Origin of the sequence: Nonomuraea antri, from assembly GCF_013283785.1 — a bacterium.
Lineage (GTDB): Bacteria > Actinomycetota > Actinomycetes > Streptosporangiales > Streptosporangiaceae > Nonomuraea > Nonomuraea antri.
In genome coordinates this window covers 15,617-37,299 of the sequence record NZ_JABCPZ010000095.1, presented here as the reverse complement: position 1 = coordinate 37,299, position 21,683 = coordinate 15,617, and the positions used below count along the sequence as shown (strand labels likewise).

Below are 21,683 nucleotides of genomic sequence, written 5' to 3'. Positions count from 1 at the left end.
GCCAGGTGGCGGGGACGCGTTCCAGGACGCCGCCCGCGAACACGTCGTACAACCCCAGCGGCTCCAGGTGCACGTACCCGATGTGGCAGTCGCACGCCGTGGCCGGGCAGGCGCGGGGCCGCAGCGCCGGCCGGTAGGAGCCGTCGTACAGGTTGCCCAGCACCTCCGGCACGAAGTGGCAGCGGCGCACGGTGCCGTCGCCGTGCACCGAGATCACCGTGTCTCCGGTCCGGCACGGCAGCCCGGCACTGGCATGGGGGAAGCGGCTGTGGTGGAAGAGCGGGTCGACGGCCGCCCATTCGGCGGCCTCGGCGTCGGTGTAGAGGCGGCCTTCCTCGGCGTTCACCCAGAGATACGTCTCCGCAGGCAGGTCGGCCCGCAGCCGCCGGGCGGCGTCGAGGTGGGCGGGGTCGCCGACGATGCCCACGCTGTGCCGCACGCTCAGCGAACGGACCTTGCCGAGGAACCGGTCGTAGGGCACCTGGGTCGGGTGGTAGGTGATCCACAGGGCGGCCCGGTCGGAGGCGGCCTTGAGCCAGTCCGTCCGGCAGCTCAGGTTCGTCTGGATCGCCACCTTGCGCACGTGCGGGAACCACGAGAGGTCCACCAGCGCCTCCCGGTACCACGACCTGACCAGGCCCTCGCCCCACGGCGTGAACAGGATCGACACCTCGAACGACGCGTTCGCCACCCAGTCGGCGAACCGTTCGAGCGCCGCCCGGTCGGCCCGCAGCTGCTCGGGCGTGTCGCGGCGTTTGGCGAACGGGCAGTACGCGCAGTCGTAGTCGCAGCTGGCCAGCGGGCCGCGGTAGAGGATGGTCAGCATGCGGCGTATCCGTCCATGAGCGTCTTGACGGCGGGGGAGAACAGCGCGGGGCCGATCGCGTCGGAGTGGGCCAGGCCCTCCGGCGTCAGCCTGATCGTCGACGGCTCCACCACCAGCCACGCGGCGAAGCGGGTGAGCGGGAAGTCGTCCAGGACGTCGGCGCCGAACTCCGACCGGTACAGCTCGCGCGACAGTCCCTCGGCCCGCAGCAGCGACTGGATCAGGTGCCGCCGCCTGCGCTCGTCGTCCGTGAGGGTGAAACCCACGTTGGCCCGGCCGAAGTCCGCGCCGCCGACGTAGTCGTCGATGATCGAGCGCACCTGCCTGGCGCCGACCGCGTACTCGAACGAGTAGTGCAGCCTGCTGGTGTACGAGCGCGCCCCGCAGCCCAGCCCGACCATGCCGTCGGTCTGGCAGCAGTACTCGGTGGCCGTGCCCGAGCCGGGCAGCCGGAACATCCGCATGGAGACCTGCTCGTACCCGGCGGCCAGCAGGTGGTCGCGGCCGGCCCGGTACAGCTCCAGCCGCTGGTCGTCCCAGGCCCGGCCCTGCTTGCCGAGCCCGGTCAGCGGCCGGACATACAGCGGGTAGAGATACAGCTCCTCGGGCTTCCAGATGAGCGCGGTGTCCAGGGAGTACAGCCAGGACTCGGGGGTCTGGCCGTCGATGCCGTAGATCAGGTCGATGTTGAGCGCCGGGATCCCGGCCGCGCGGATCGCGTCGAGCGCGGCCTCCACCTCGGCGCGTTTCTGCGGGCGCACGGCGGCGCGGGCCTCGGCGTCCACGAAGCTCTGCACGCCGATGGAGATCCTGGACGTGCCGCGCTCGGCCAGGACGGCGAGCCGGTCCGGCGTGGCGGTGGCCGGCGAGGTCTCCACCGACAGCGGGATCGCGCCCAGATCCACCCCCATCGTGCCTTCCACCAGGTCGAACAGCCTGGTCAGCTCGCCCGCGCTGAGGTAGGTGGGGGTGCCGCCGCCGAAGGCGGCCGTGGTGAAGCGCGGCTCGTCCAGCGCCTCGCGGACGGTCACGGCCTGGCGTTCCAGCGCGTCCAGGTAGGCGGCGACCAGGTCCTCGGGAGCGCCGGTGCGGGTGAAGAGGTTGCAGAAGCCGCAGCGCATCTCGCAGAACGGGATGTGCGCGTACAGCGCCCCGGGACGCTCCCCGGCCCAGACCTCCTTCAGCGCCGGACGCGGGTCGAGCGGCCGGTAGGCGGTCTTGTGCGGGTAGGCGTAGACATAACCCTCATAGGGCCGCATGACTCTCCAGAACGAACTCGGTGTAGGGGACCGTCCAGACCACCTCGTGGGCGATGCGATGGCCGACGTGGCCGTCCTCGCCGTACGCCGTGCCGTGGTCGGAGCAGACGATCACCAGGCAGGGACGGCGGCGGCGCATCAGGCCGTAGAGCCGCGCGATGTGCCGGTCGACGTAGCGCAGGGCGGCGGCGTGGGTCTCGACGGAGTCGCCGCCGGCGCCGGGCAGGTGGTGGTGGTTCGGCTGGTGCAGGGCCGAGACGTTGACGAACAGGAACACCGGCCGCTCGACCTCGCGCAACGCGTCGGCGGCGCAGTCGATCTGGTGCTCCAGCGAGGACGGGTTCGTCACGCCGAACTCCGGCCGCCAGTGGCTCTCCGCGAACAGGCCGGGCAGCGCCGAGCCGAGCGGGGTCAGCTTGTTGAAGAATCCGACGCCGCCGATGCAGACCGTGTGGTACCCCGCCTGGGCGAGGCCGGTCGGCAGGTCGGGGGCGTCGAACACCCACGTGTCACCCGCCGTGCTCTCGCTGCCGGGGAACGTGGCCGCGAACAGCCGGGGATGCGGCCCCGGCGTGACCGGGGTGGGCAGGAACCCGGCGAACATGGCGGCGTGCGAGGCGTAGGTGAAACTGCCGGGGCTGTGCCGCCGTTCCCAGGTCACACCGGGTGGCAGCAGGTTCGGCAGCTCGCCGGCGGCGGCCAGTGCGGCGGCGACGTCGTAGCGGAGGGTGTCGAGCGTGACCAGCAGGATGTCGTGGCTGCCCACGATCTCGTTCATGTTCACCGCTGCCCCGCCCCGGCCTTTCCCGTCGCTTCGAAGCCGGCCTCGACCACCGCTTTGACCTGTTCCGCGTACGTGTCGCGCCCATTTCCTGAAATGTCGCCCAACCCGGGCAACAGGTCGCCGAACGCGTTCACCTCGGCCACCACCACCGACCTCCAGTCGGACCCGACCATCACGTCCACGCCGGTGCTCAGGCTGCCCGGGAAGCAGGCCGCCGCCCGCGCGCTCACCTCCAGCACCCGCGCCCACAGCTCCGGCCGCGACCGCACCGCGCCGAGGTCGCCGCGCCTGCCCCCGAGGTGCAGGTTCGTCATAGGGACGCGGCTCGTCCGCACGACCGCGTGCGTCGGCGTCCCGGCCACGGTGACGACCCGCAGGTCGAACGTGCCCTCGTCGAGCGACGCCTTGGGGAACCAGCGCTCGACGTGCAGCCCGTCGGGGGCGAGGAAGTCCACCAGCCGGCGCACGTCGTGCTCGGCGGCGTAGGCCCGCACCCGCAGCGAGTTGCACCACCCCCCGTCGATCCAGGCGGCCGAGGTCACGGCCTTGAGCCGGTCGCCCGGCGGCGGCTGGACCTGCAGCGCGATCACGCCGGACGCCGACGAGCCGTGCGCCGGCTTGACGAACACCCGATGCCAGCCGCGCTCGGCCATCCCGGCCCGCAGGTCCGCGTACGAGACCGCCTCGAAGGCCGGCGGCACCGGCACCCCGGCCCGCTCCAGCACGGCGTGGCAGCGGCGCTTGTCGAACATCACTCCGATCTCCCCGGCGTCCCCCAGCAGCCGGACGCCGGGGATCGCGGCCACCCGGTCGAGCCCGGCGGTGAACGTCCGGTACCAGGCCTCGCCGCCGCCGACCCGCGCGGGCTCGCCCGGGCCGCGCAGCAGCGCGTCGGTCTCGGCGTCCTCGCCGGGGGAATCGACGCGCAGCAGCGAACCGGCGGGCACGGCGAGCTCCCGGCCGGTCAGCACGTCGCGCCAGGGGATCACCAGCGGCTCGGCCAGGCCGTGCGCCACGACGGCGTCGCGGAACAACGTCACCCGCCGGTCGCCTGGAGTCCCCACGACGGCGAAACGCACGCTCACTCGCTCACCGCCACGTACCGGTCGTCGTCGCGGTCGGGCAGGCGCGTGGACAGGTCCACGGCCACGCCGGGCAGCGCGGCGACCAGGCGGTCGGCCAGTTCGTCGCTCACGAAGTTGTAGTGCAGGTCGAGGTGGCTCAGGTGGGTCAGGGGCTGGCCGCTGAGCAGGGCTTCGGCGCCCTCGTCGGTGAGCGTGCCCATGGCCAGGCTGAGCGCGTCCAGCCGCGCCACGATCGGCGCGGTGGCCACGGCGGCGGCGATCTCGTCCTGTCGTTCGCTGTTGCGCAGGCCGAGCCGCCGGAGCGCGGGCAGTCGCGCGCCGCCCAGGATGCCTTCCAGGTCCGAGACGCCGTGGTCGCCGCCGTACTGCTCGACGCCGAGCCACAGTTCCAGGTGTTCGAGTGCGGGCAGGTCCGAAGCGCCGATCGCCCTGACCACCGCCCCGGGGAGCCCGCCGGACTCGAATCGCAGCACCTTGAGGCATTCGTGCCGGACCGGATGCAGCGCCAGCCCGTCGGAGCCGCGCACCTCCAGCCGCTCCAGCCCGGGGAACGCCGCCAGCACCGCGGTGACGTCGCCGTGCTCGATCCAGGAGATCTCCCAGTGCTCCGGCTCGATGCTGCCCAGGAACAGCGAGCGCAGCCGGGGCAGCCGGGGGGCGGCGGCCGCGAGCAGGCGTGCCGCGTTGGCGGCGCCACCGCCGGCCACGACGATCGACTCGACCCGGTCTCCGCCGACGATCTCGAACAGCCGGTCGAGCTCCGCGGCGAAGGCCGATTCGTCCCCGTCCATCGCGGGCTGGTCGTAGAGCCTCCAGGCGACCCGGCCGGGCTCGGCCGGCTCGTCGCCCGGTTCCACCATCGGCAGGCCGGCGAACCACTCGCGGTAGTAGTCACCCGGGCCGTCGGTGTACACCTCGTCCTCGTGCACGAACGCCGAACCGGGGTCACGCTGCTGATCGCTCATCTCACTCCGCCACCGCGATGTAGCGCTCCGCCTGCGCCCGGCGGGACAGGTCGAGCCGCACCCCGGGCAGCGCGCGCGTGAGGCGTGCCACCATCTCCGGGCTCAGGAAGTGGTGTTGCAGGTCGAGTTCGCGCAGGTGGGTGAGTGGCTGGCCGGTCAGCAGGGCTTCGGCTCCCGGGTCGCCGAGCGCGCCCAGCGCCAGGCTGAGCGACTCCAGGCGGGCCACGACGGGTGCGGTGGCCACGGCGGCGGCGATCTCGTCCTGGATGTCGCTGTTCTCCAGGCCGAGGTGGCGCAGCGCGGGCAGGCGCGCGCCGGTGAGTATCGGTTCGAGGTCGGCGGCGGTGGTCTCGCCGCCGTACTCGGGGGTGCCGAGCCACAGGTCCAGGTGCTCCAGCGCGGGCAGGTCACTGGCGGCGACCGCGCGGACGACCTCCGGGGGCAGGCCGCCGCTCTCCAGGCGCAGCGTCTTCAGCGAGTCGTGCCGTACGGGGTCGAGCTCGAACGTCCCGCCGCGCACGTCCAGCCGCTCCAGCTTGGGGAAGGCGGTCAGCACGGGTGTCACGTCGCCGTGCTCGATGAAGGAGATCTGGAACTCGTGGTCGGTGATCGCGCCGATGAAGAGCGAGCGCAGCTCGGGGAACATGGCCGCCCGCTCGGCCAGGTAACCGGCGACCGTCCAGCCCTGCGACCCCAGCTCGTCCAGGCACAGGCCGATCACCAGCGCCCGCACGCGCGTGGTGTCGACCCGCTCGCTGAGCCACTTGAGGCTCAGGTGCAAGCCGTCGAACTCGCCCTGCTCCCAGGAGCCGGCCAGCCGCCAGGCCGCGGCGTCCGCGGCGGGCAGCGGTATCTGCTCGGTGGTGTCGAGCACGCGCGCCACCGGCAGCCCCGCGTATTCGTCGCGGTAGTCGTGCTGGTAGTGGTTGCTCTTGTGATATTTGATCATGGGCCGTGTCCGTTCGTGGGTACGTTCATGCCTGTCACCGGCCGACCGCCACGTACCGCTCGTCCTCGACCAGCGGCCAGCGGTCCGACATGTCGACCTCCACCCCGGGCAGGGCGTCGGTGAGGCGTCGTACCAGTTCGAGGCTCAGGAAGTTGTGGCTCAGCTCGAGCTCGCGCAGGTGGGTGAGCGGCTGGCCGGTGAGCAGCGCCTCCGCGCCCCGGTCGGTGAGCGCGCCCAGGGACAGGCTCAGCGACCCCAGCCGGGCCACCACCGGGGCGGCGGCGACGGCGGCGGCGATCTCGTCCTGGAGCTCGCTGTTCTGCAGGCCGAGGTGATACAGCTCGGGCAGGCGCGCGCCGGTGAGTATCGGTTCCAGGTCGGCGACGGTGGCCTCGCCGCCGCGCGGGTCGGTGCCGAGCCAGAGCTCCAGGTGCTCCAGCGCGGGGAACTCGCTCGCGGCCACCGCCCGCACCACCCGCGCGTCCAGGCCGGTGCTCTCGATGCGCAGGGCGCGCAGCGACTCGTGCCGCACCGGGTCCAGGCGCAGGCCGCCGCCGCTGCGCACGTCCAGCCGTTCGAGACGGGGGAACGCCGCCAGCAGCGGGGTGATGTCCGACTGCGGGCACATGACCTCGCCGGTGTTGGCGCCGGAGAAGATCGAGCGCAGGGCGGGGAACCTGGCGGCGTGCGCGACCAGCAGGTCCACGGCGACGGTCGCCGGGTCACCCCCGGCGTGCTCCCAATCGCCTAGGACGATCGCGGTGACCCGGGTGGTGTCGACCTGCTCGACGAACTCCTCGATGGCGTCGGCGATGTCGTCGTGCAGCATCTCGTCGTAACGGCTCGCCTGCAGCCGCCAGGCCACCGCGCCCGGGTCGGCGACCGGCGGCTGTTCGCCCGGCCACCAGAACTCGATCGGCAGGCCCGCGTACTCCTCGAGGTACTCGCAGAGTTCGAGCAACGAGGTCACTCGCTCACCGCGACGTAGCGCCAGTCGCGGTCGGTGGTCTCCTGACTGGACAGGTCGAGCTCGACACCGGGCAGGGATTGGCGCAGGCGGCCCATCATGGCGGTGCTCAGGAAGTGGTGGTGCAGGTCGAGTTTGCGCAGGTGGGTGAGCGGCTGGCCGGTGAGCAGGGCTTCGGCGCCGGCGTCGGTGAGCACGCCCATGGACAGGCTGAGCGTCTCCAGTCGGGCCACGACGGGGGCCGAGGCGACGGCGGCGGCGATGTCGTCCTGGAACTCGCCGTCCTGCAGCCCCAGGTACTTCAGCGCGGGCAGCCGCGCGCCGGACAGGATCGGTTCCAGGTCGGCCACGGTGGTGTCGCCGCCGTAGCTGTCCACGCCCAGCCAGAGCTCCAGGTGGTCCAGCGCGGGCAGATCGCAGGCGGCCACCGCCCGCGCCACCTCGCCGGGCAGGCCGCCGGTCTCGATGCGCAGCACGCGCAGCGCCTCGTGGCGCACCGGTGACAGCCGCAGTTCGGTGCCGCCGCGGATCTCCAGGCGCTCCAGCTTCGGGTACGCCTCCAGCAGCGGCGTCAGGTCGGACTGCCGGATCCAGGAGATCTCGCACTGGTCGGCGCTCATCGCGCCGAAGAACAGCGTGCGCAGCGCCGGGAACCTCGCGGCGTGCTCGACCAGCTTGGCGACGATCGGCTCGGAGCTCTCGCTGTAGGACTCCTGCCATTCGCCGATGAGCAGCGTGGTGACCACGGTGGTGTCGACGTCGGCCACGAACGCGTCGATCGCCTCGGTGATCTCCTCGTAGGTCTCCTCCACCCAGTCGTCGGAGGTCAGCCGCCAGGCCACCGTGGACGGGTCGGCCACGTCCGGCCGATCCTCCTCGGTCCAGTCCTCGATCGGCAGGCCGGCGTAGCTCTGGTAGGGGCGCGTGTAGCCGTACGGCTGCGCGGGTGCGACGGTCACGGTCGGTGGTGTCCTCGGCTGGGGGATTCGGGCGTGACCGTCCTACCAGAATCGGCCGACATTTCCCCAAATATCACGCGAAAAGCGTGCGGCCCCAGTAGTCACCCGCGTCACGCACCCCGGGCGGCACCGCGAACAGCCCGCTGGAGACGTGCTTGATGTACTCGTTCAGCGGGTCGGACTTGGCCAGGCTCAGCTGCACCGGCACGAACTGCCTGCGCGGATCGCGCTGGTAGGCGATGAAGAACAGCCCGGCGTCCAGGCGGCCCAGGCCGTCGGAGCCGTCGACGTAGTTGTAGCCGCGGCGCAGCAGGCGCGCGTCCCCGTGGCTGCTCGGATGCGCCAGCTTGATGTGCGCGTCGTCCCTGATGAACGGGGCGCCGTCGGGGCCGGCGGCGGCGAAGTCGAGCGGGTCGAACTCCTTCTTGCGGCCCAGCGGCGCGCCCTCGCCCTTGTCGCGGCCGAAGATCTGCTCCTGCTCGGCCAGCGACGTGCGGTCCCAGGTCTCGATCGTCATGCGGATCTTCCTGGTGACCAGGTAGCTGCCGCCCGCCATCCAGCCGGCGCCGTCCGCGGCCGCGGCCCAGAGCTGGTCGCGCAGCAGCTCGGCGTCCTCCAGTTTCAGGTTGTTCGTGCCGTCCTTGAAGCCCATGAGGTTGCGCGGGGTGGTCTGGGCCCGCGAGGTCGACGACGTGCGCCCGAAGCCGAGCTGCGACCAGCGCACCGAGACCTTGCCGAAGCCGATCCTGGCCAGGTTGCGGATGGCGTGCACGGCCACCTGCGGGTCGTGCGCGCACGCCTGCACGCAGATGTCGCCGCCGCAGATGTCCGGGACGAGCTGTTCACCGGGGAACTTCGGCAGGTCGGCGAGCGCGGGCGGGCGCCTGGCCGCCAGCCCGAACCTGTCGTCGAACAGCGAGGGGCCGAAGCCGATCGTCAGCGTCAGCCCGGAGGCGGGCAGGCCCAGCGCCTCGCCCGTGTCGTCGGGCGCGGCCTCGGCGGCCCCGCCGACCGCGCCGAACGCCCCGGCCTCCTTGCCCTGCGCCAGCCTGGCCGCCGCGGCAGTCCACTCCTGCAGCAGCTCGACCAGCTCGGCCCGGTCGCCGGTGGTGACGTCGAAGGCGACGAAGTGCAGCCGGTCCTGGGCCGGTGTGACGATGCCCGCCTGGTGCTCGCCGTAGAACGGGACGGGGTCGGCGGTGGTGCTCGCGTGCGCGACCGGGGGCTCGTCGAGCAGCGCGCGCGAGGCCACCGCGCCGGCGCCGAGCACCGCCGCGCCCGCGGCGCCCGCGGCGCTCAGGCCGAGTACGCTCCTGCGGCTCATCCGCTCGCCCATGACTGTGCCTTCCGTCCTGTCCTCGGCTACTTGGCGACGATGGGGGCGACCTTGCTGATCTCCTCGCCCAGCGCGTTGATCACGTCGGAGAGCGCCTTCAGCTCGGCCTTGCTCAGCTCGTCGTGCAGCCGCCAGCCGTCGCCCTTCTGATGCTTGGCCAGCTCCGCCTCGGCCGCGGCGAACTTCGCGTCCAGCGTCTTGACCAGGTCGGGGGCGCGTTCCTCCAGCACCGGCCGGAGCGCCTGCACGGCCGCCTTGGAACCGTCGAGGTTGGCGTCGAAGTCCCACAGGTCGGTGTGCGACCAGATGTCCTCCTCGCCGGTGATCTTCCCGGTGGCCACCTCGTCGAGCAGCTCCTTGGCGCCGTTGGCCAGGTTCAGCGGGGTCAGCTCGGCGGCGTTGGCCTTGGTCACGATGGTCTTGACGTCCGCGATCAGCTTGTCGGCGATCGGGCCGTCCTCGCTGACGTCCTTGGTGATCCACAGGTCTTTCTCGATCTTGTGGAACCCGGTCCACTCCTCGCCCTCGGCCAGGTCGGCCTCGCGGGCGTCGATGGCCGGGTCGAGGTCGCCGAAGATCTCCGCGACCGGCTCGATGCGCTCCCAGTACGTACGCGAGACCGGGAACAGCGCCTTGGCCCGCTCGATGTCCTGGGCCTTGACCGCGTCCACGAACTCCTGCGTCTTGACCAGCAGCGTGTCGCTCTGGGACTTGACGTAACGCTTGTAGCTGGCCACCGACTCGGCGAGCTTGGCGTCCCTGCTGAGCGGCTTGTGCTCACCGGTGACCTTGAGCGCGTTGCGTATGCCCTTGCCGACCATGCCGGGCTTGCAGGCCGTCTCGTACGCGCCGGCCGGCAGTTCGGCGATCAGCTCCCGGGTCAGCCCCGGGACGATGTTCTCGACCTCGGCCATCACCCGGTCGCCCGGCGCGTACACGTAGAACTCGGTCACCTTGGTGCCGTTGTTCGTGATGGCGAACGTGCTCGTCCCCGCGGCCACCTCGCCGACGGCCACCTTGCACTCGGTGTCGGTGGCGGCGACCGCGATCTTCCCGGACGCGGCGGGGGCGGCGGCGGTCTCCTGCCCGGAGCCGCAGGCGCTCAGCCCGACCAGGACGAGCACGCCGAACGACAGGCGGATGGGGGTGCGCATGATGCTCCTGTTCAGGCCGCGGGGGTGGTGGGCGCGGGCACCGGGGTGGCGGCGGCCCGCTGGGGTCGCAGGAAGAAGAAGAGCGTGGGAACCAGGTAGGCGGCCCAGGCGACGACCTCCAGGACGCTGGGCTGGGCGGTGACGTTGAACATCCCGGCCAGCAGGCTGCCGTACCAGGACCCGGCGGGCAGCGCCGCGCCGAGGTCGAAGGCCAGGGTGTTCAGCCCGGGCAGGACGGCGGCCTCCTGCAGGTCGTGCACGCCGTACTTGAAGATGCCCGCGGCCACCAGGATCAGCAGCAGCCCGGTCCAGGTGAAGAAGCGCGACAGGTTGACCCGCACCGCGCCGCGGTAGAGCAGCCAGCCGATGACGACGGCGGTGAGCAGCCCGAGCAGGATGCCGACGAGCGGATCGGACTGCACGGCGACGCTCTGCACGGAGGCGAAGAACAGCAGCGCGGTCTCCAGCCCTTCGCGGGCCACGGCCAGGAACGCCATCACGACCACGGCGAGTGAGCCCATCTGGAGCGCGTCGGACAGCTTGCCGCGCAGCTCGCCGGAGAGCGCCCGGGCGGTCCGCCGCATCCAGAAGATCATCCAGGTGACGAAGACGACGGCCAGCAGCGAGGCGACGGCCTCGAACAGCTCGCGCGCGGTGAACGACAGCCGGGCCGCGGTGAACGTCAGCAGCGCGCCGAACGCGACCGACAGCGCCACGGCAGCGGCGACGCCGGTCCACACCAGCCGCAGCTTGTCCGACCGGTCACTCTTGACCAGGAACGCGACGAGGACGGAGACGACGAGCGTCGCCTCCAGCCCTTCGCGTAACCCGATGAGGTAGCTGGCGAACATCGCCACTCCCGCGTGCGTGAGGAAAGCCTTACCTAATTAGGCAGCCGAAAACCGCCGCACGCAAGATGCCGGACGTGTCAACCCTTCGTGGCGCCCGCTGTCAGACCGCCCACCAGGTGGCGTTCGGCGACAGCGTAGAACCCGAGCGCCGGCACCATGGCCAGCACCAGGTAGGCCAGGATGCGGGCGGTGTCGGCGCTGTACTGGCCCTGGAACTGCTGGATGCCCAGCGGCAGCGTCCAGCGTGTCTCGTCGCTGAAGACCACCAGCGGCAACATGAAGTTGTTCCAGCTCCCCACCACCGCCAGCACCGAGACGGTGGCCAGCGCCGGACGCGCCATCGGCAGCAGGATCCGCCAGAAGAAGCCGAACGGCGTGCACCCGTCGAGCGTGGCCGCCTCCTCGATCTCGCCGGGGATGCCGCGGAAGAAGCCGCGCAGAATGATGATCGTGAGCGGCAGCCCGAAGGCGGCCTGCACCAGGATGACGCCGAGCGGGTTGTCGAGCAGCCCGAACGTGCGCAGCAACACGAAGATCGGCAGGATGGCCACCGCGAACGGGAACATCAGCCCCATCGTGAAGAGCGTGAACAGCAGCTCCCTGCCGCGGAAGGCGAACCTGGCGAAGGCGAACGCGGCCAGCGCCGACAGCGCCACCACCAGCAACGTCGAGATCACCGCGATGAACGCGCTGTTGCCGAGCTGCCCCCAGAACGAGGCCGAGACCAGCACGTCGGAGTAGTTCGCCGGCACCCAGGGATCGGGCAGGCCGAACGGGTTGCCCGACAACTGGGTGTTGCTCTTGAACCCGCCCAGCACCGCGTAGACCACCGGGACCAGGATGAACGCGCCGACGATCCAGGCGATCGCGTGCAGCGGCAGCGCGGACTTGGCACGAGTCACCGGGGTCCTCCCATGGACGTGGTCGCCCCCTCCAGGTCGCGGCGCATCACGAACCGCTGGTACCCGAGGGCGAAGACGAGGCTGAGCACGAACATCACCACGCTGATCGCGCTGGCGTAGCCCACCTGGGAGCGCTTGAAGCCGTACTCCATCATCGTGACGGCCATCGTCTCCGAGGCGTGCGAGGGGCCGCCGCCGGTGAGTATCCAGACCAGGTCGAACAGCTGGATGGTGTAGATGACCGACAGGAAGACGCTGATCCGGATGGTCGGGCCCAGCAGCGGCAGCGTGACGTGCCGGAACGCCTGCCACGGGCCGGCGCCGTCGATCTTGGCGGCCTCGATGAGCTCGTCCGGGATGCTCTGCCGTCCGGCCAGGTAGATCATCATGTGGAAGCCGAAGTACTTCCAGCTCATCACCAGGAACAGCGAGGGCATCACGGTGTCCGGGTCGGCCAGCCACTCCGAGTCCAGCCTGACCAGGCCGAGCACCTGGTTCGCCATCCCCGCGTCGGGCGCCAGGATCAGCGAGAACAGCACCCCGGCGATGACCTCCGACAACACGTACGGCGCGAAGAACACCAGCCGGTACAGCGCCCGGCCGCGGATGCGCTGGTTCAGCAGCATGGCGACGGCCAGCGAGAACGGCAGCTGCACCCCGAGCGAGAACGCCACCAGCACCACCAGGTGCCACAGGTCCGCGCGGAAGATCTCGGTGCCGAACAGCCGGGTGAAGTTGTCCAGGCCGACGAAGTCGGTGGGCAGGCCGCCGAAGCCGTTCCATTTGAACGCGCTGGCGTACATCGCCACCAGGATGGGGGCGACCACCAGCAGCAGGAACAGCACCAGCGCGGGCAGCAGGAACAGGGCGATCGTCACCCAGCGGCGGCGCCGCCGCCGGGTGGCGGCGGGGGCCGGGCGCGCACGCACCCGCGGCCCCCTGGTGAGCGTCGTCATTCGCTCTCGGCCACGTCGCTGATGGCCTGGCCGACCTGCTCAGGCGTCTTGGTTCCGGCGATCAGCTCGGCCACGCTGTCGTTGACCTGCTGGCCCACCGCCGGCGGGTACGCCTGGTCGAGGTAGAGCTGGTAGCCGGAGGCCGCCGACAGCAGGGTCGCCACCTGCTTGAGATTGGCGTCCTTGACCGCGCTCTCCTCGCCCTTGAGCACCGGCAGCACGCCGCCGGCCGTCACGGCCTTGGCGTGGGTGTCCATCTCGGTCATGAACTTCACGAACTCCACGGCCTCCTTCGGCGCGTCGGCGCCCACGGCCAGGCCGTTGCCGCCGCCGAACGCGTCACCGGCCGAGCCCTTGCCGCCCTCGACCGCCGGGAAGGGGAAGAAGCCCAGGTCCGCGCCCAGCCCCTTGCCCGACGACGCCTGCACGGCCGGGGCCCACTGGCCCATCAGCTCCATCGCGGCCTTGCCGTTGGCGACGCTGGCCGCCTGCCCGTCGGGCGTCGAGTACCCCGCGCCGAGGAAGCCCTTCTGGAACGGCTGCAGGTCGGCCAGGGCCTTGACCTGCTGGCCCGCGGCCACGAAGTCGGGCTTGGTGAAGTCGTGGTCGACGCCCGCCTGCTTCAGCGCGGGCAGCCCGGCGATGCGCATGGCCAGGTAGGCCCAGTAGTAGTGGCCCGGCCACTTCTCCTTGCCGGCCAGCGCGATCGGGGTGATGCCGGCCGCTTTCAGCTTCTTGACGCCGTCGAGGAACTCGGCCCAGGTGGCGGGCGGCGCGCTGATGCCGGCCTCGGCGAAGTGTTTCTTGTTGTACCAGAAGCCCACCAGGCCGATGTCGGTCGGCAACGCGTAGGTCTTGCCGTCGAACTGGTAGGCGCTCAGCGCGGCGGCGGTGAAGCCGTCCAGGGTGGGTGCGACGTCCGCGGAGAGGTCCTTGACCAGGCCCGCGTCGATCTGCTGCCGCAGCACCCCGCCGCCCCAGGTGACGAACAGGTCGGGGGCCTTGCCCGACTGCGTGATCGTGGTGAGCTTGGCCTTGTACGCGTCGTTCTCCAGCACCGTGGCCTTGATCGTCACGTTCGGGTGCCTGGACTCGAACTCCTTGGCCCGCTGCGCCCACAGCGTCTTCAGCGGCTCGCTGGTCTACAGGTGCCACCATTCGAGCGTCACCTTGGCCGGCCCGCCCGACGGGCCCTGCGCCTGCTCCGGCGTGCCACCGCAGCCGGCCACCAGCACGGCGGCCGCGATCAACACGGCACTGCGTCTCATAGGGGTCCCCTTCCAGTGTGTCCGAAACTTTCGTGAACCCCCCGATACTTTCGATTCCCGGAGCTTAGGTGAGTCGCTGGTCGAGCGTCAATGCGCGTCGTGGGAGCGATCCCAATCCGAAACTTTCGGCTACACTCCCGATCGTGTCAGCGAAGAGACGGGTGACGATCGCGTTGATCGCGGAAGAGGCCGGGGTGTCGGTGCCCACGGTCTCGAAGGTCATCAACGGCCGGCCGGAAGTCGCCCCGGCCACCAGGCACCGCATCGAACGGCTGCTCCAGCAGCACGGCTACCAGCGCCGCGTCAGCCAGGACGACACTCCAGCCGGGCTGGTCGACCTGGTCTTCGCCGAGATCGAATCCCCGTGGGCGATGGAGATCGTGCGCGGCGCCGAGGCCGCCGCGCACGAGGGCGGCGCGAGCGTGGTCATCTCCGTGCTGCACACGCACGCGGGCCCCGGCCGCGACTGGCTGGAACGGCTGGCCGCGCGCAGGACCGACGGCGTGGTGATCGTCGCCTCCCGGCTGTCGACCGGGGTGCAGGCCCAGCTCCGCGCCCGGTCGCTGCCGTTCGTCGTGGTCGACCCGGAAGGCGAGCCGGCGCCCGGCGTCGTCTCGGTCGGCGCCACCAACTGGAACGGCGGCCTGGCCGCCACCCGGCACCTGCTGGAGCTGGGCCACCGGCGGATCGGCATGATCAGCGGACCCGCCGACATGCTGTGCAGCCAGGCCAGGATCGACGGCTACCGGGCCGCGCTGGAGACCGCAGGGCTGCCGGTCGAGCCCGAGCTGATCAGGCGGGGCACGTTCCTGGTCGACTCCGGGCACGAGCACGGCGACGCGCTGCTCGCGCTCGACCGGCCGCCCACCGCGATCTTCGCGGGCAGCGACCTGACGGCGTTCGGCGTGTTCGAGGCGGCCAGGCGGCGCGGGCTGCGGGTGCCCGACGACCTGAGCGTGGTCGGGTTCGACGATCTGCCGCTGGCCAAGTCCGCCTGGCCGCCGCTGACCACCGTGCGCCAGCCGCTGCAGGAGATGGCCGCGCTGGCCACGCGTACCGTGCTGGCCATGCGGCGCGGCGAGGCGCCCGAGGCCAGGCGGGTGGAGCTGGCCACCGAGCTGGTCGTACGCGAGAGCACGGCCCCGGCCGGGACGGGCCGCCCCGGCCCGTGATCAGTGGGCGGGATCGGTGGGTGCGGTCAGCGGGTGCGGTCAGTGGGCGCGGTCTGCGGGCACGGTCAGCGGGTGCGGTCAGCCGGTGCGGTGGAAGAACGTGCCCCGGGTCTCCTGCTCGCCGGTCAGTCTGCCCAGGCAGCGGTAGTCACGGACGCCGGCCGCGAACTGCGCGCGCGAGGGCGGCATGACCTTGACCGTCCAGGCGTTCGCCGGGTGCCTGCGGGCGGCGGTCGTCCTGGTGGCCAGCAGGACCGTGCGCGAGCACACTCGCCGCACGGTCGGGTGCCGCGCCAGGCCGGGCGTGAGGCGGGAGTTCGCCGGGACGGGCGCGATCGCGAACGTCTCCCAGGCGTGCGGCTCCGCGCAGCTCAGCCGTCCGGCCGCGGCGCTGCCGCCGGTCGCCGCCGGGCGGGCCGCCCAGCACTCGGGCTCCGACAGGCAGGCCGCGCCGCCGCCGCGTATCCGGGCGGCCGGGCAGTTCTCGGTGTGCGTGGCCGGGCGCGCGGGAGTGAGCGTGGGAGCGGGCGTGGGCGCGGGGGTGCGCGTGGGCTGCGCGGCGGCCTTCGTCCGGTCGGTGGGCTCGGCCACACCGGGGCGGACGGTCACGATGACGCTGACCGCGACGGCCAGCGCCACGGCGGCCGCGCCGAGAAGCAGCGTCCTGGGCGTGCCACGCCCAGCCGGTTCCGCCGCCCTCTCCGGTGCCCGCCCTGATGCCCGCCTTGTCGCCCGCTCTGTCGCCCGCTCCATCGCTCCGCCCGTCGCCCGTCCCGCCGCTCGCCCTGTCACCCGCTCTGTCGCTCCACCTGCCGCCCGCTCCGTCGCGCTCTCTGGCGCCCGTCCGGTCGGGTGCGCGGCGGGGACCTCCGAAGGCGCGGACAGCGGGGACTGCGCGGACAGCGGGGACAGCGGCAGGGCGGACAGTGCGTCGCGGAAGGCGGCGGCGCTCGGCGTGCGCCGGCGCGGGTCGGTGGCCAGGGCCTCGCGCAGCACCGCCATGAGCTCGTCGGGCACCCCCGGCACGTCGGGTACGGGCCTGCGGTGCAGCGCCAGGATCATCGCCAGGTTCGGCGCGCCGCCCTCGGGGAAGCGCGGCGGCCGCCCGGTCAGCAGCGTGTACAGCGTGGCCGCCAGGGCGTACACGTCACCGGCCGGGGTCGGCTCGGTCAGCTCGAACGCCTCGGGCGGCGCGTAGGCGGCGCTCGGCGACTCCCGGGTCACCGACGCCGCCTCCGACCCCCAGGAGAGACCGGCCGCCGGGCCCGCGGAGGGCATCGCGGCCAGCCCGAAGTCGGACAGCGCGACCTGGCCGTACCGGTTGATCAGCAGGTTGGCCGGTTTCACGTCCCGGTGCAGCACGCCCTGCGCGTGCGCGGCGGCCAGCGCGTCGGCGACGCGCACCCCGACGTCGCGCACGTCGGGCGGCGACAGCAGGCGCCCCGACAGCGAGCCGCCCGGACACGGTTCGAGCACCAGGTACGGCCGCCCGTCAGGCAGCACGCCCGCGTCGTAGACGGGCACCACGTGCGGATGCCCGGTCAGCGCCCCGGCCGCCGTCACCTCGCGCAGGAACCGGCGTCTGTCGTGGTCGGACAGCAGCAGCCGGTTGTCCACCTTGAGCGCCACCTCGCGGCCGACGGCGGACTGCAGGGCGAGGTAGACCACACCGAAACCGCCCCGCCCGAGAACGCCCTTGATCTCGTAGCCGGGCACCGATAATCCGGACACTCGCGGAAGCGTACCGGTAGACCGGGCGATTCAGGTGGATCACGGCATTCGTTCGGATTGTCGGTGTTTCGTGTTTCCATGGCCGGATGGCCCCTCCTGCCCGCCTGTCGCCCGAGCGCTACCTCGACCACCTCGCCCGCGAGGCCGTCAGGCTGCGGGAGATCGGCGGCCGCGACCTCGACGCGCCGGTGCCCACCTGCCCCGAGTGGCGCGCGGGCGACCTGCTGCGGCACGTGGCGCTCGTCTACCAGCACAAGGTCGAGACGATCCGCGGCGGCGCCTGGCCGGAGCAGTGGCCGCCGGAGCAGGGGAGCGAAGGTCCGGTCGCGCACCTGGAGCGGTCGCTGGCGGACCTGACGGCCGAACTGTCCGCCCGCGCACCGGACGAGACCGCCGTGACCTGGTACGACCCGGACCAGACGATCGGCTTCTGGGCCCGCAGGATGGCCCTGGAGACGGTCGTCCACCGGGTGGACGCCGAGCTGGCCCAGCGCGTGCCGATCGCGCCGATCCCGGACGACCTGGCCATCGACGGCATCGACGAGGTGCTGGTGACGATGCTCGCCTTCTACACCGGCAAGTGGCCGGAGGACTTCGGGGACCGGCTCACCCGCGACCCGCGAGCCGTCGCGATTGAGGCGGGGCCCGGCCGCTGGACGGTGCGCCCGGCGAAGACCGGCGTCGAGGTCATCGCCGACGGGCCGGCGGCCGCCTCGGTCGCGGGCCGGCCCCAGGACGTGCTGCTGTGGTCGTGGCGGCGCGCGTCCGGCGACGCGCTGACGTTCGGCGGCGACCGCGCCCCCGCCGACCTGCTGCGCGAGCTGCTGGGCGAGGTGACCACGTAGCCGACGGGTAAGGTCGGTTGGCGTGACGACGGACGTGGCGGAGTTGACGGCCCGGATGCGGGAGTTCGCGCGGGCCAGAGACTGGGAGCAGTTCCACACCCCGAAGAACCTGGCCATGGCGCTGGCCGGCGAGGTCGGCGAGCTGGTGGCGGAGTTCCAGTGGCTGACCGCCGACGAGTCGCGCCGGCCCGCGCCCGACGAGCTGGCCAGGATCCGCGGCGAGCTGGCCGACGTGACCCTCTACCTGGTACGCCTGGCCGACGTGCTCGGCGTCGACCTGGTCGAGGCGGCCCACGACAAGCTGGACGAGAACGAGCAGCGCTACGCCGCCGACCGCTACCGCGGCTCGGCCAGGAAGGCCCCGCACCAGACCTGAGGGCCTGAGGGCCCCGCACCAGACCTGAGGGCCTGAGGGCCCCGCACCAGACCTGAGGGCCCCGTACGGGATCCGACCGCGAACGATCCCCGGGCACATAAGGTGACGGGCATGCGTTTTGGGGTGCTTGGTCCGCTGGCCGTCTGGACCGACGCGGGGGAGCCGGTCGCGATCCCCGGGCTGAAGGTGCGGGCGCTGCTCGCCGACCTGCTCGTGCACGACGGACACCCGGTCTCCGTCGACCGGCTGATCGACGACCTGTGGGGCGAGCAGCCGCCGGCCAACCCGCCGGGCGCGCTGCAGGTGCGCGTCTCCCAGCTCCGCAAGGCGCTGGAGGACGCCGAGCCGGGCGGCAAGAACCTCGTCGTCTCCCGCGCCCCCGGCTACCTGCTGCGGCCCGACCCGGGCACGCTCGACGCCGCCCGCTTCGCCGACCTGCTCGCGCGGGCCGAGTCCGCGGGGAGCCCGCGGGCCAGGGCCGGGCTGCTGGCCGACGCGCTGGCGCTGTGGCGCGGGCCGGCCTTCGCGGACTTCGCCGACGAGGAGTACACCAGGTCGGCGATCGTCCGGCTGGGCGAGCAGCGGCTGTCGGCGCTGGAGCAGCACGCCGAGGCCCGGCTGGAGCTGGGTGAGCACGGCCTGCTCGCGGGGGAGCTGGGCGAGCTGGTGGCCGCGCACCCGCTCAGGGAACGGCTGCGCGCGGTGCACATGCGGGCCCTGTACCGGTCCGGACGCCAGAGCGAGGCCCTGGCCAGCTACGCCGAGCTGCGCGAGCGCCTGGCCGACGAGCTCGGCCTCGACCCCGGGCCCGACCTGGTCGCGCTGCACCAGGCGATACTCGGCCAGGACCCGGCGCTGAGCGTCCCGGCCGAGCGGCCCGTCACGAACCTGCCCGCCGCCGTCAGCAGGCTCATCGGCCGCGACGGCGCGGTGGCCGAGCTCGGCGCGTTGCTCCAGGAGGAGCGGCTGGTCACGCTCACCGGCCCGGGCGGGGTCGGCAAGACCAGGCTGGCGCTGGAGACCGCGTCCCGGCTGGTCGAGGCGTTCGAGGACGGCGCGTGGCTGGTCGAGCTGGCCCCTACGGAGGGGTCGCCGGCCGAGGCCGTGATGGCCGCGCTGGACATCAAGGAGGACGGCGCGCCCGCCGCCCCCGAGGACCGGCTGGCCGCGGCGCTGCGGTCCAGGCGGCTGCTGCTCGTGCTGGACAACTGCGAGCATCTGGTCGAGCCGGTCGCCGAGCTGACCGAGCTGCTGCTGCGGGCCGCGCCCGGACTGCGCGTCCTGGCCACCAGCAGGGAACCGCTCGCCGTGGCCGGCGAGGTGGCCTGGCAGGTGCCGCCGCTCGACGTGCCCACGACCCACGACCCGGCGCTCATGGCCAGGTCGGACGCGGTCCGGCTGTTCGTGACCAGGGCCGCGGCGGCCGCTCGCGGCTTCGCGCTCGACGCGGGCAACGCGCAGGCCGTCGCGCAGATCTGCCGCCGCCTGGACGGGCTGCCGCTCGCGCTGGAGCTGGCCGCCACGCGGGTGCGGGCGCTCGGTGTCCAGGGCGTGGCCGACCGGCTCGACGACCGGTTCAAGCTGCTGGCAACCGGCCGGCGCGGCGCCCCGGCCCGCCAGCAGACGCTGCTCGCGGTGATCGACTGGAGCTGGGAGCTGCTGTCCGAGGACGAACGGCGGGTGCTGCGCAGGCTGGCCGTGCACCGCGACGGCTGCACGCTGGAGTCGGCGGAATCCGTCTGCGGCGACGCCGATCTCGACGTGCTCGACCTGCTGGCCAGGCTGGTCGACCGCTCGCTGGTGACCGTGACAGAAGGCCCGTCCGGGGTGCGGTACCGGCTGCTCGAATCGGTGTCGGAGTACTGCCTGGCGCGGCTGGCCGAGGCCGGCGAGCTGGACGGCGTCCGCGAGGCGCACCTGCGCCACTACCTGGACCTGGCCCGGCGGGCGGAGCCCGAGCTGTACGGCGGCGGGCAGCGGGAGTGGCTGCCGCGCCTGGACGCCGAGTCCGCCAACCTGCGTGCGGCGCTCGGCGCGGCGGCCGGCCGGCCGGAGTCGCTGACGCTGGTGAACGCGCTGGCCTGGTACTGGTTCCTGCGCGGCAGGCCGGCCGAGGCCATGCGGGAGCTGGAGTCCGCGCTGCGCTCCGGCCCTCAGGACGGGCCGGAACACGCCAGGGCTGCGGCCTGGCACGCCGGGTTCGCCCTGATGCGTGGCGAGCGGGCCGACTGGCGGCCGGTGCTCGACGCCGTCGCCGACCCCGGCGAGCGGGCCAGGGCCGAGTTGTTCGCCGCCAGGTTCGTGCCCGACCTGCCGACGAGCCAGGAACTGGTGAACCGGGCGCTGGCCACGTTCCGCGCGACCGGCGACCGGTGGGGGATCGCGGCCGCGCTGAGCAGGCGGGCGATGGAGGCGTTCACCCGCAGGGACATCGAGGCGCTGGAACGCGACGGCGGCGAGAGCGCCCGGCTGTTCGAGTCGCTCGGCGACCAGTGGGGACGGCTGCAGGCCACCGAATGGCTGGCCGGGCTGGCCGAGATGACCGGCGACGCCGAGGGCGCGGCGCGGCTGTTCGGCGAGGGGTTGCGCCTGGCCGAGGACCTGGGGCTGTGGTCCACCGTGGCCACCCGCACCGCCTGGCTCGGCTGGACCGCGATGAACACCGGCGACTACGAGCGGGCCATGGAGTTCTGCGAGCGGGCCAGGACGCTGGCGGTCGGGCAGGGATACCGGGAGGGCGAGGCCATGGCCGAGATGGGCCTGGCCTTCTCCGCCCGCCGGGCCGGCCGGCTCGAACTGGCAGAGACGCACCTGCTGCGGCTGCTCGAAGGCGTGCCCAGGAACGCGGACGTCGAGCCCGCGCTGCACCTGCCGAGCACGCTGGTCGAGCTCGGCCACCTCACTGAGCTGCGCGGCGATCCGGCCGCGGCCCGGGAACTGCACGTGGAGGCGCTGGCCGCGGCCCAGCGCGTCGGCGACCCGAGCACGGCCGCGTTCGCCGTCGAGGGGATCGCCTCGGCCTCGGCCGCGATGGGGGAGGCCGCGATGGGAGAGGCGGCAAAGGGGGAAGCTGCGGTGGGGGAAGCCGCGAGGAGGGAGGCGGAGCGGGCGGCGCGGCTGCTCGGGCTGGCGTTCGCGGCGCGCGAGCGGGTGCAGGTGCCGGCGGGCGTGTCGGAACAGGCCGACATCGACCGCGCCGCCGCCAGGGCCCGCGCGACGCTGGGCGAGGCGGCGTTCGCGGCCGCGTACGAGGACGGCGCCGCCAGGAAGCTGGACGACGCCGCCGACCTCATCTGAC

20 protein-coding genes are annotated in these 21,683 nt (G+C 72.7%); 4 read left to right on the top strand and 16 right to left on the bottom strand.

Features of this window, described 5'->3' with window-relative positions:
- The 15 genes from HII36_RS28135 to HII36_RS58055 form a co-directional block, all read right to left on the bottom strand.
- Positions 1 to 826, bottom strand: an 826-nt coding sequence (locus tag HII36_RS28135) for an STM4011 family radical SAM protein (protein ID WP_173526270.1), incomplete at its 3' end; no start/stop codon positions are given.
- Positions 820 to 2,085 carry an STM4012 family radical SAM protein gene (locus HII36_RS28130; protein WP_173526269.1) on the bottom strand — a complete coding sequence of 422 codons (1,266 nt, stop codon included), beginning with the start codon at positions 2,083 to 2,085 and terminating at the stop codon, positions 820 to 822. The genes HII36_RS28135 and HII36_RS28130, both read right to left, overlap by 7 nt.
- The gene (locus HII36_RS28125; RefSeq protein WP_173526268.1) at positions 2,072 to 2,863 is read right to left on the bottom strand and encodes an STM4013/SEN3800 family hydrolase; all 792 of its coding nucleotides are present in this window, start codon (positions 2,861 to 2,863) and stop codon (positions 2,072 to 2,074) included. The genes HII36_RS28130 and HII36_RS28125 overlap by 14 nt, the downstream gene beginning before the upstream one ends.
- A 2-nt stretch (positions 2,864 to 2,865) precedes the next feature.
- A complete protein-coding gene (locus tag HII36_RS28120; RefSeq protein WP_328807930.1) occupies positions 2,866 to 3,954 on the bottom strand; it encodes an STM4014 family protein in 1,089 nt (362 codons plus the stop codon).
- Positions 3,951 to 4,919, bottom strand: a complete 969-nt coding sequence (locus tag HII36_RS28115; RefSeq protein WP_236003940.1) for an STM4015 family protein — start codon at positions 4,917 to 4,919, stop codon at positions 3,951 to 3,953. The genes HII36_RS28120 and HII36_RS28115 overlap by 4 nt, the downstream gene beginning before the upstream one ends.
- A gap of 1 nt (position 4,920) precedes the next feature.
- Positions 4,921 to 5,868 (bottom strand): STM4015 family protein, encoded by a 948-nt coding sequence (locus HII36_RS28110; RefSeq protein WP_173526267.1) that lies wholly within the window; start codon positions 5,866 to 5,868, stop codon positions 4,921 to 4,923.
- A 34-nt stretch (positions 5,869 to 5,902) separates the two neighbouring features.
- Complete coding sequence (locus HII36_RS28105) at positions 5,903 to 6,838, bottom strand: STM4015 family protein (RefSeq protein WP_328807929.1); 936 nt, start codon at positions 6,836 to 6,838, stop codon at positions 5,903 to 5,905.
- Positions 6,835 to 7,794, bottom strand: coding sequence for an STM4015 family protein (locus tag HII36_RS28100; RefSeq protein WP_328807928.1), 960 nt, complete (start codon positions 7,792 to 7,794; stop codon positions 6,835 to 6,837). Before HII36_RS28100 ends, HII36_RS28105 begins: the two co-directional genes overlap by 4 nt.
- A gap of 73 nt (positions 7,795 to 7,867) precedes the next feature.
- On the bottom strand, positions 7,868 to 9,118 hold the full coding sequence (gene efeB, locus HII36_RS28095; RefSeq protein WP_173526266.1) for an iron uptake transporter deferrochelatase/peroxidase subunit: 1,251 nt from the start codon (positions 9,116 to 9,118) through the stop codon (positions 7,868 to 7,870).
- 38 nt (positions 9,119 to 9,156) lie between these two features.
- Positions 9,157 to 10,284 (bottom strand): iron uptake system protein EfeO, encoded by a 1,128-nt coding sequence (gene efeO / locus HII36_RS28090; protein ID WP_173526265.1) that lies wholly within the window; start codon positions 10,282 to 10,284, stop codon positions 9,157 to 9,159.
- Positions 10,285 to 10,295: 11 nt separating this feature from the next.
- Complete coding sequence (gene efeU / locus HII36_RS28085; protein WP_173526264.1) at positions 10,296 to 11,135, bottom strand: iron uptake transporter permease EfeU; 840 nt, start codon at positions 11,133 to 11,135, stop codon at positions 10,296 to 10,298.
- A gap of 77 nt (positions 11,136 to 11,212) precedes the next feature.
- Positions 11,213 to 12,037 carry a carbohydrate ABC transporter permease gene (locus tag HII36_RS28080; RefSeq protein ID WP_328807927.1) on the bottom strand — a complete coding sequence of 275 codons (825 nt, stop codon included), beginning with the start codon at positions 12,035 to 12,037 and terminating at the stop codon, positions 11,213 to 11,215.
- Complete coding sequence (locus HII36_RS28075; RefSeq protein ID WP_328807926.1) at positions 12,034 to 12,966, bottom strand: carbohydrate ABC transporter permease; 933 nt, start codon at positions 12,964 to 12,966, stop codon at positions 12,034 to 12,036. Before HII36_RS28075 ends, HII36_RS28080 begins: the two co-directional genes overlap by 4 nt.
- 23 nt (positions 12,967 to 12,989) lie before the next feature.
- Positions 12,990 to 14,114, bottom strand: a complete 1,125-nt coding sequence (locus HII36_RS28070; protein WP_268959633.1) for an extracellular solute-binding protein — start codon at positions 14,112 to 14,114, stop codon at positions 12,990 to 12,992.
- Positions 14,115 to 14,135: 21 nt separating this feature from the next.
- Positions 14,136 to 14,261 carry a hypothetical protein gene (locus HII36_RS58055; RefSeq protein WP_268959632.1) on the bottom strand — a complete coding sequence of 42 codons (126 nt, stop codon included), beginning with the start codon at positions 14,259 to 14,261 and terminating at the stop codon, positions 14,136 to 14,138.
- Between the two features lie 143 nt (positions 14,262 to 14,404).
- Here HII36_RS58055 and HII36_RS28065 point away from each other — a divergent pair, with 143 nt between their 5' ends.
- Complete coding sequence (locus HII36_RS28065; protein WP_173526262.1) at positions 14,405 to 15,433, top strand: LacI family DNA-binding transcriptional regulator; 1,029 nt, start codon at positions 14,405 to 14,407, stop codon at positions 15,431 to 15,433.
- A 78-nt stretch (positions 15,434 to 15,511) separates the two neighbouring features.
- Here the strand turns inward: HII36_RS28065 and HII36_RS28060 are convergent, their stop codons facing one another.
- The gene (locus HII36_RS28060; protein ID WP_173526261.1) at positions 15,512 to 17,164 is read right to left on the bottom strand and encodes a serine/threonine-protein kinase; all 1,653 of its coding nucleotides are present in this window, start codon (positions 17,162 to 17,164) and stop codon (positions 15,512 to 15,514) included.
- A gap of 86 nt (positions 17,165 to 17,250) precedes the next feature.
- Between HII36_RS28060 and HII36_RS28055 the strand changes: the two genes are divergently transcribed.
- From HII36_RS28055 to HII36_RS28045, 3 genes are all read left to right on the top strand, one after another.
- Complete coding sequence (locus tag HII36_RS28055) at positions 17,251 to 18,009, top strand: maleylpyruvate isomerase family mycothiol-dependent enzyme (protein WP_173526260.1); 759 nt, start codon at positions 17,251 to 17,253, stop codon at positions 18,007 to 18,009.
- A 55-nt stretch (positions 18,010 to 18,064) separates the two neighbouring features.
- Positions 18,065 to 18,385, top strand: a complete 321-nt coding sequence (locus HII36_RS28050) for a nucleotide pyrophosphohydrolase (RefSeq protein WP_173526274.1) — start codon at positions 18,065 to 18,067, stop codon at positions 18,383 to 18,385.
- 111 nt (positions 18,386 to 18,496) lie between these two features.
- Positions 18,497 to 21,682: a BTAD domain-containing putative transcriptional regulator gene (locus HII36_RS28045; RefSeq protein WP_173526259.1), complete on the top strand. Its 3,186-nt coding sequence runs from the start codon at positions 18,497 to 18,499 to the stop codon at positions 21,680 to 21,682.
- The last annotated feature ends 1 nt before the right edge of the window (position 21,683 follow it).

Excerpts from the sequence above, each read along its gene's own strand:
- HII36_RS28130 (WP_173526269.1), bottom strand. The coding sequence starts at position 2,085 with ATGCGGCCCTATGAGGGTTATGTCTACGCCTACCCGCACAAGACCGCC.
- HII36_RS28125 (WP_173526268.1), bottom strand. The coding sequence starts at position 2,863 with ATGAACGAGATCGTGGGCAGCCACGACATCCTGCTGGTCACGCTCGAC.
- HII36_RS28115 (WP_236003940.1), bottom strand. The coding sequence starts at position 4,919 with ATGAGCGATCAGCAGCGTGACCCCGGTTCGGCGTTCGTGCACGAGGAC.
- HII36_RS28110 (WP_173526267.1), bottom strand. The coding sequence starts at position 5,868 with ATGATCAAATATCACAAGAGCAACCACTACCAGCACGACTACCGCGAC.
- efeB (WP_173526266.1), bottom strand. The coding sequence starts at position 9,118 with ATGAGCCGCAGGAGCGTACTCGGCCTGAGCGCCGCGGGCGCCGCGGGC.
- efeO (WP_173526265.1), bottom strand. The coding sequence starts at position 10,284 with ATGCGCACCCCCATCCGCCTGTCGTTCGGCGTGCTCGTCCTGGTCGGG.
- efeU (WP_173526264.1), bottom strand. The coding sequence starts at position 11,135 with ATGTTCGCCAGCTACCTCATCGGGTTACGCGAAGGGCTGGAGGCGACG.
- HII36_RS58055 (WP_268959632.1), bottom strand. The coding sequence starts at position 14,261 with ATGAGACGCAGTGCCGTGTTGATCGCGGCCGCCGTGCTGGTGGCCGGC.
- HII36_RS28055 (WP_173526260.1), top strand. The coding sequence starts at position 17,251 with ATGGCCCCTCCTGCCCGCCTGTCGCCCGAGCGCTACCTCGACCACCTC.
- HII36_RS28050 (WP_173526274.1), top strand. The coding sequence starts at position 18,065 with ATGCGGGAGTTCGCGCGGGCCAGAGACTGGGAGCAGTTCCACACCCCG.
- HII36_RS28045 (WP_173526259.1), top strand. The coding sequence starts at position 18,497 with ATGCGTTTTGGGGTGCTTGGTCCGCTGGCCGTCTGGACCGACGCGGGG.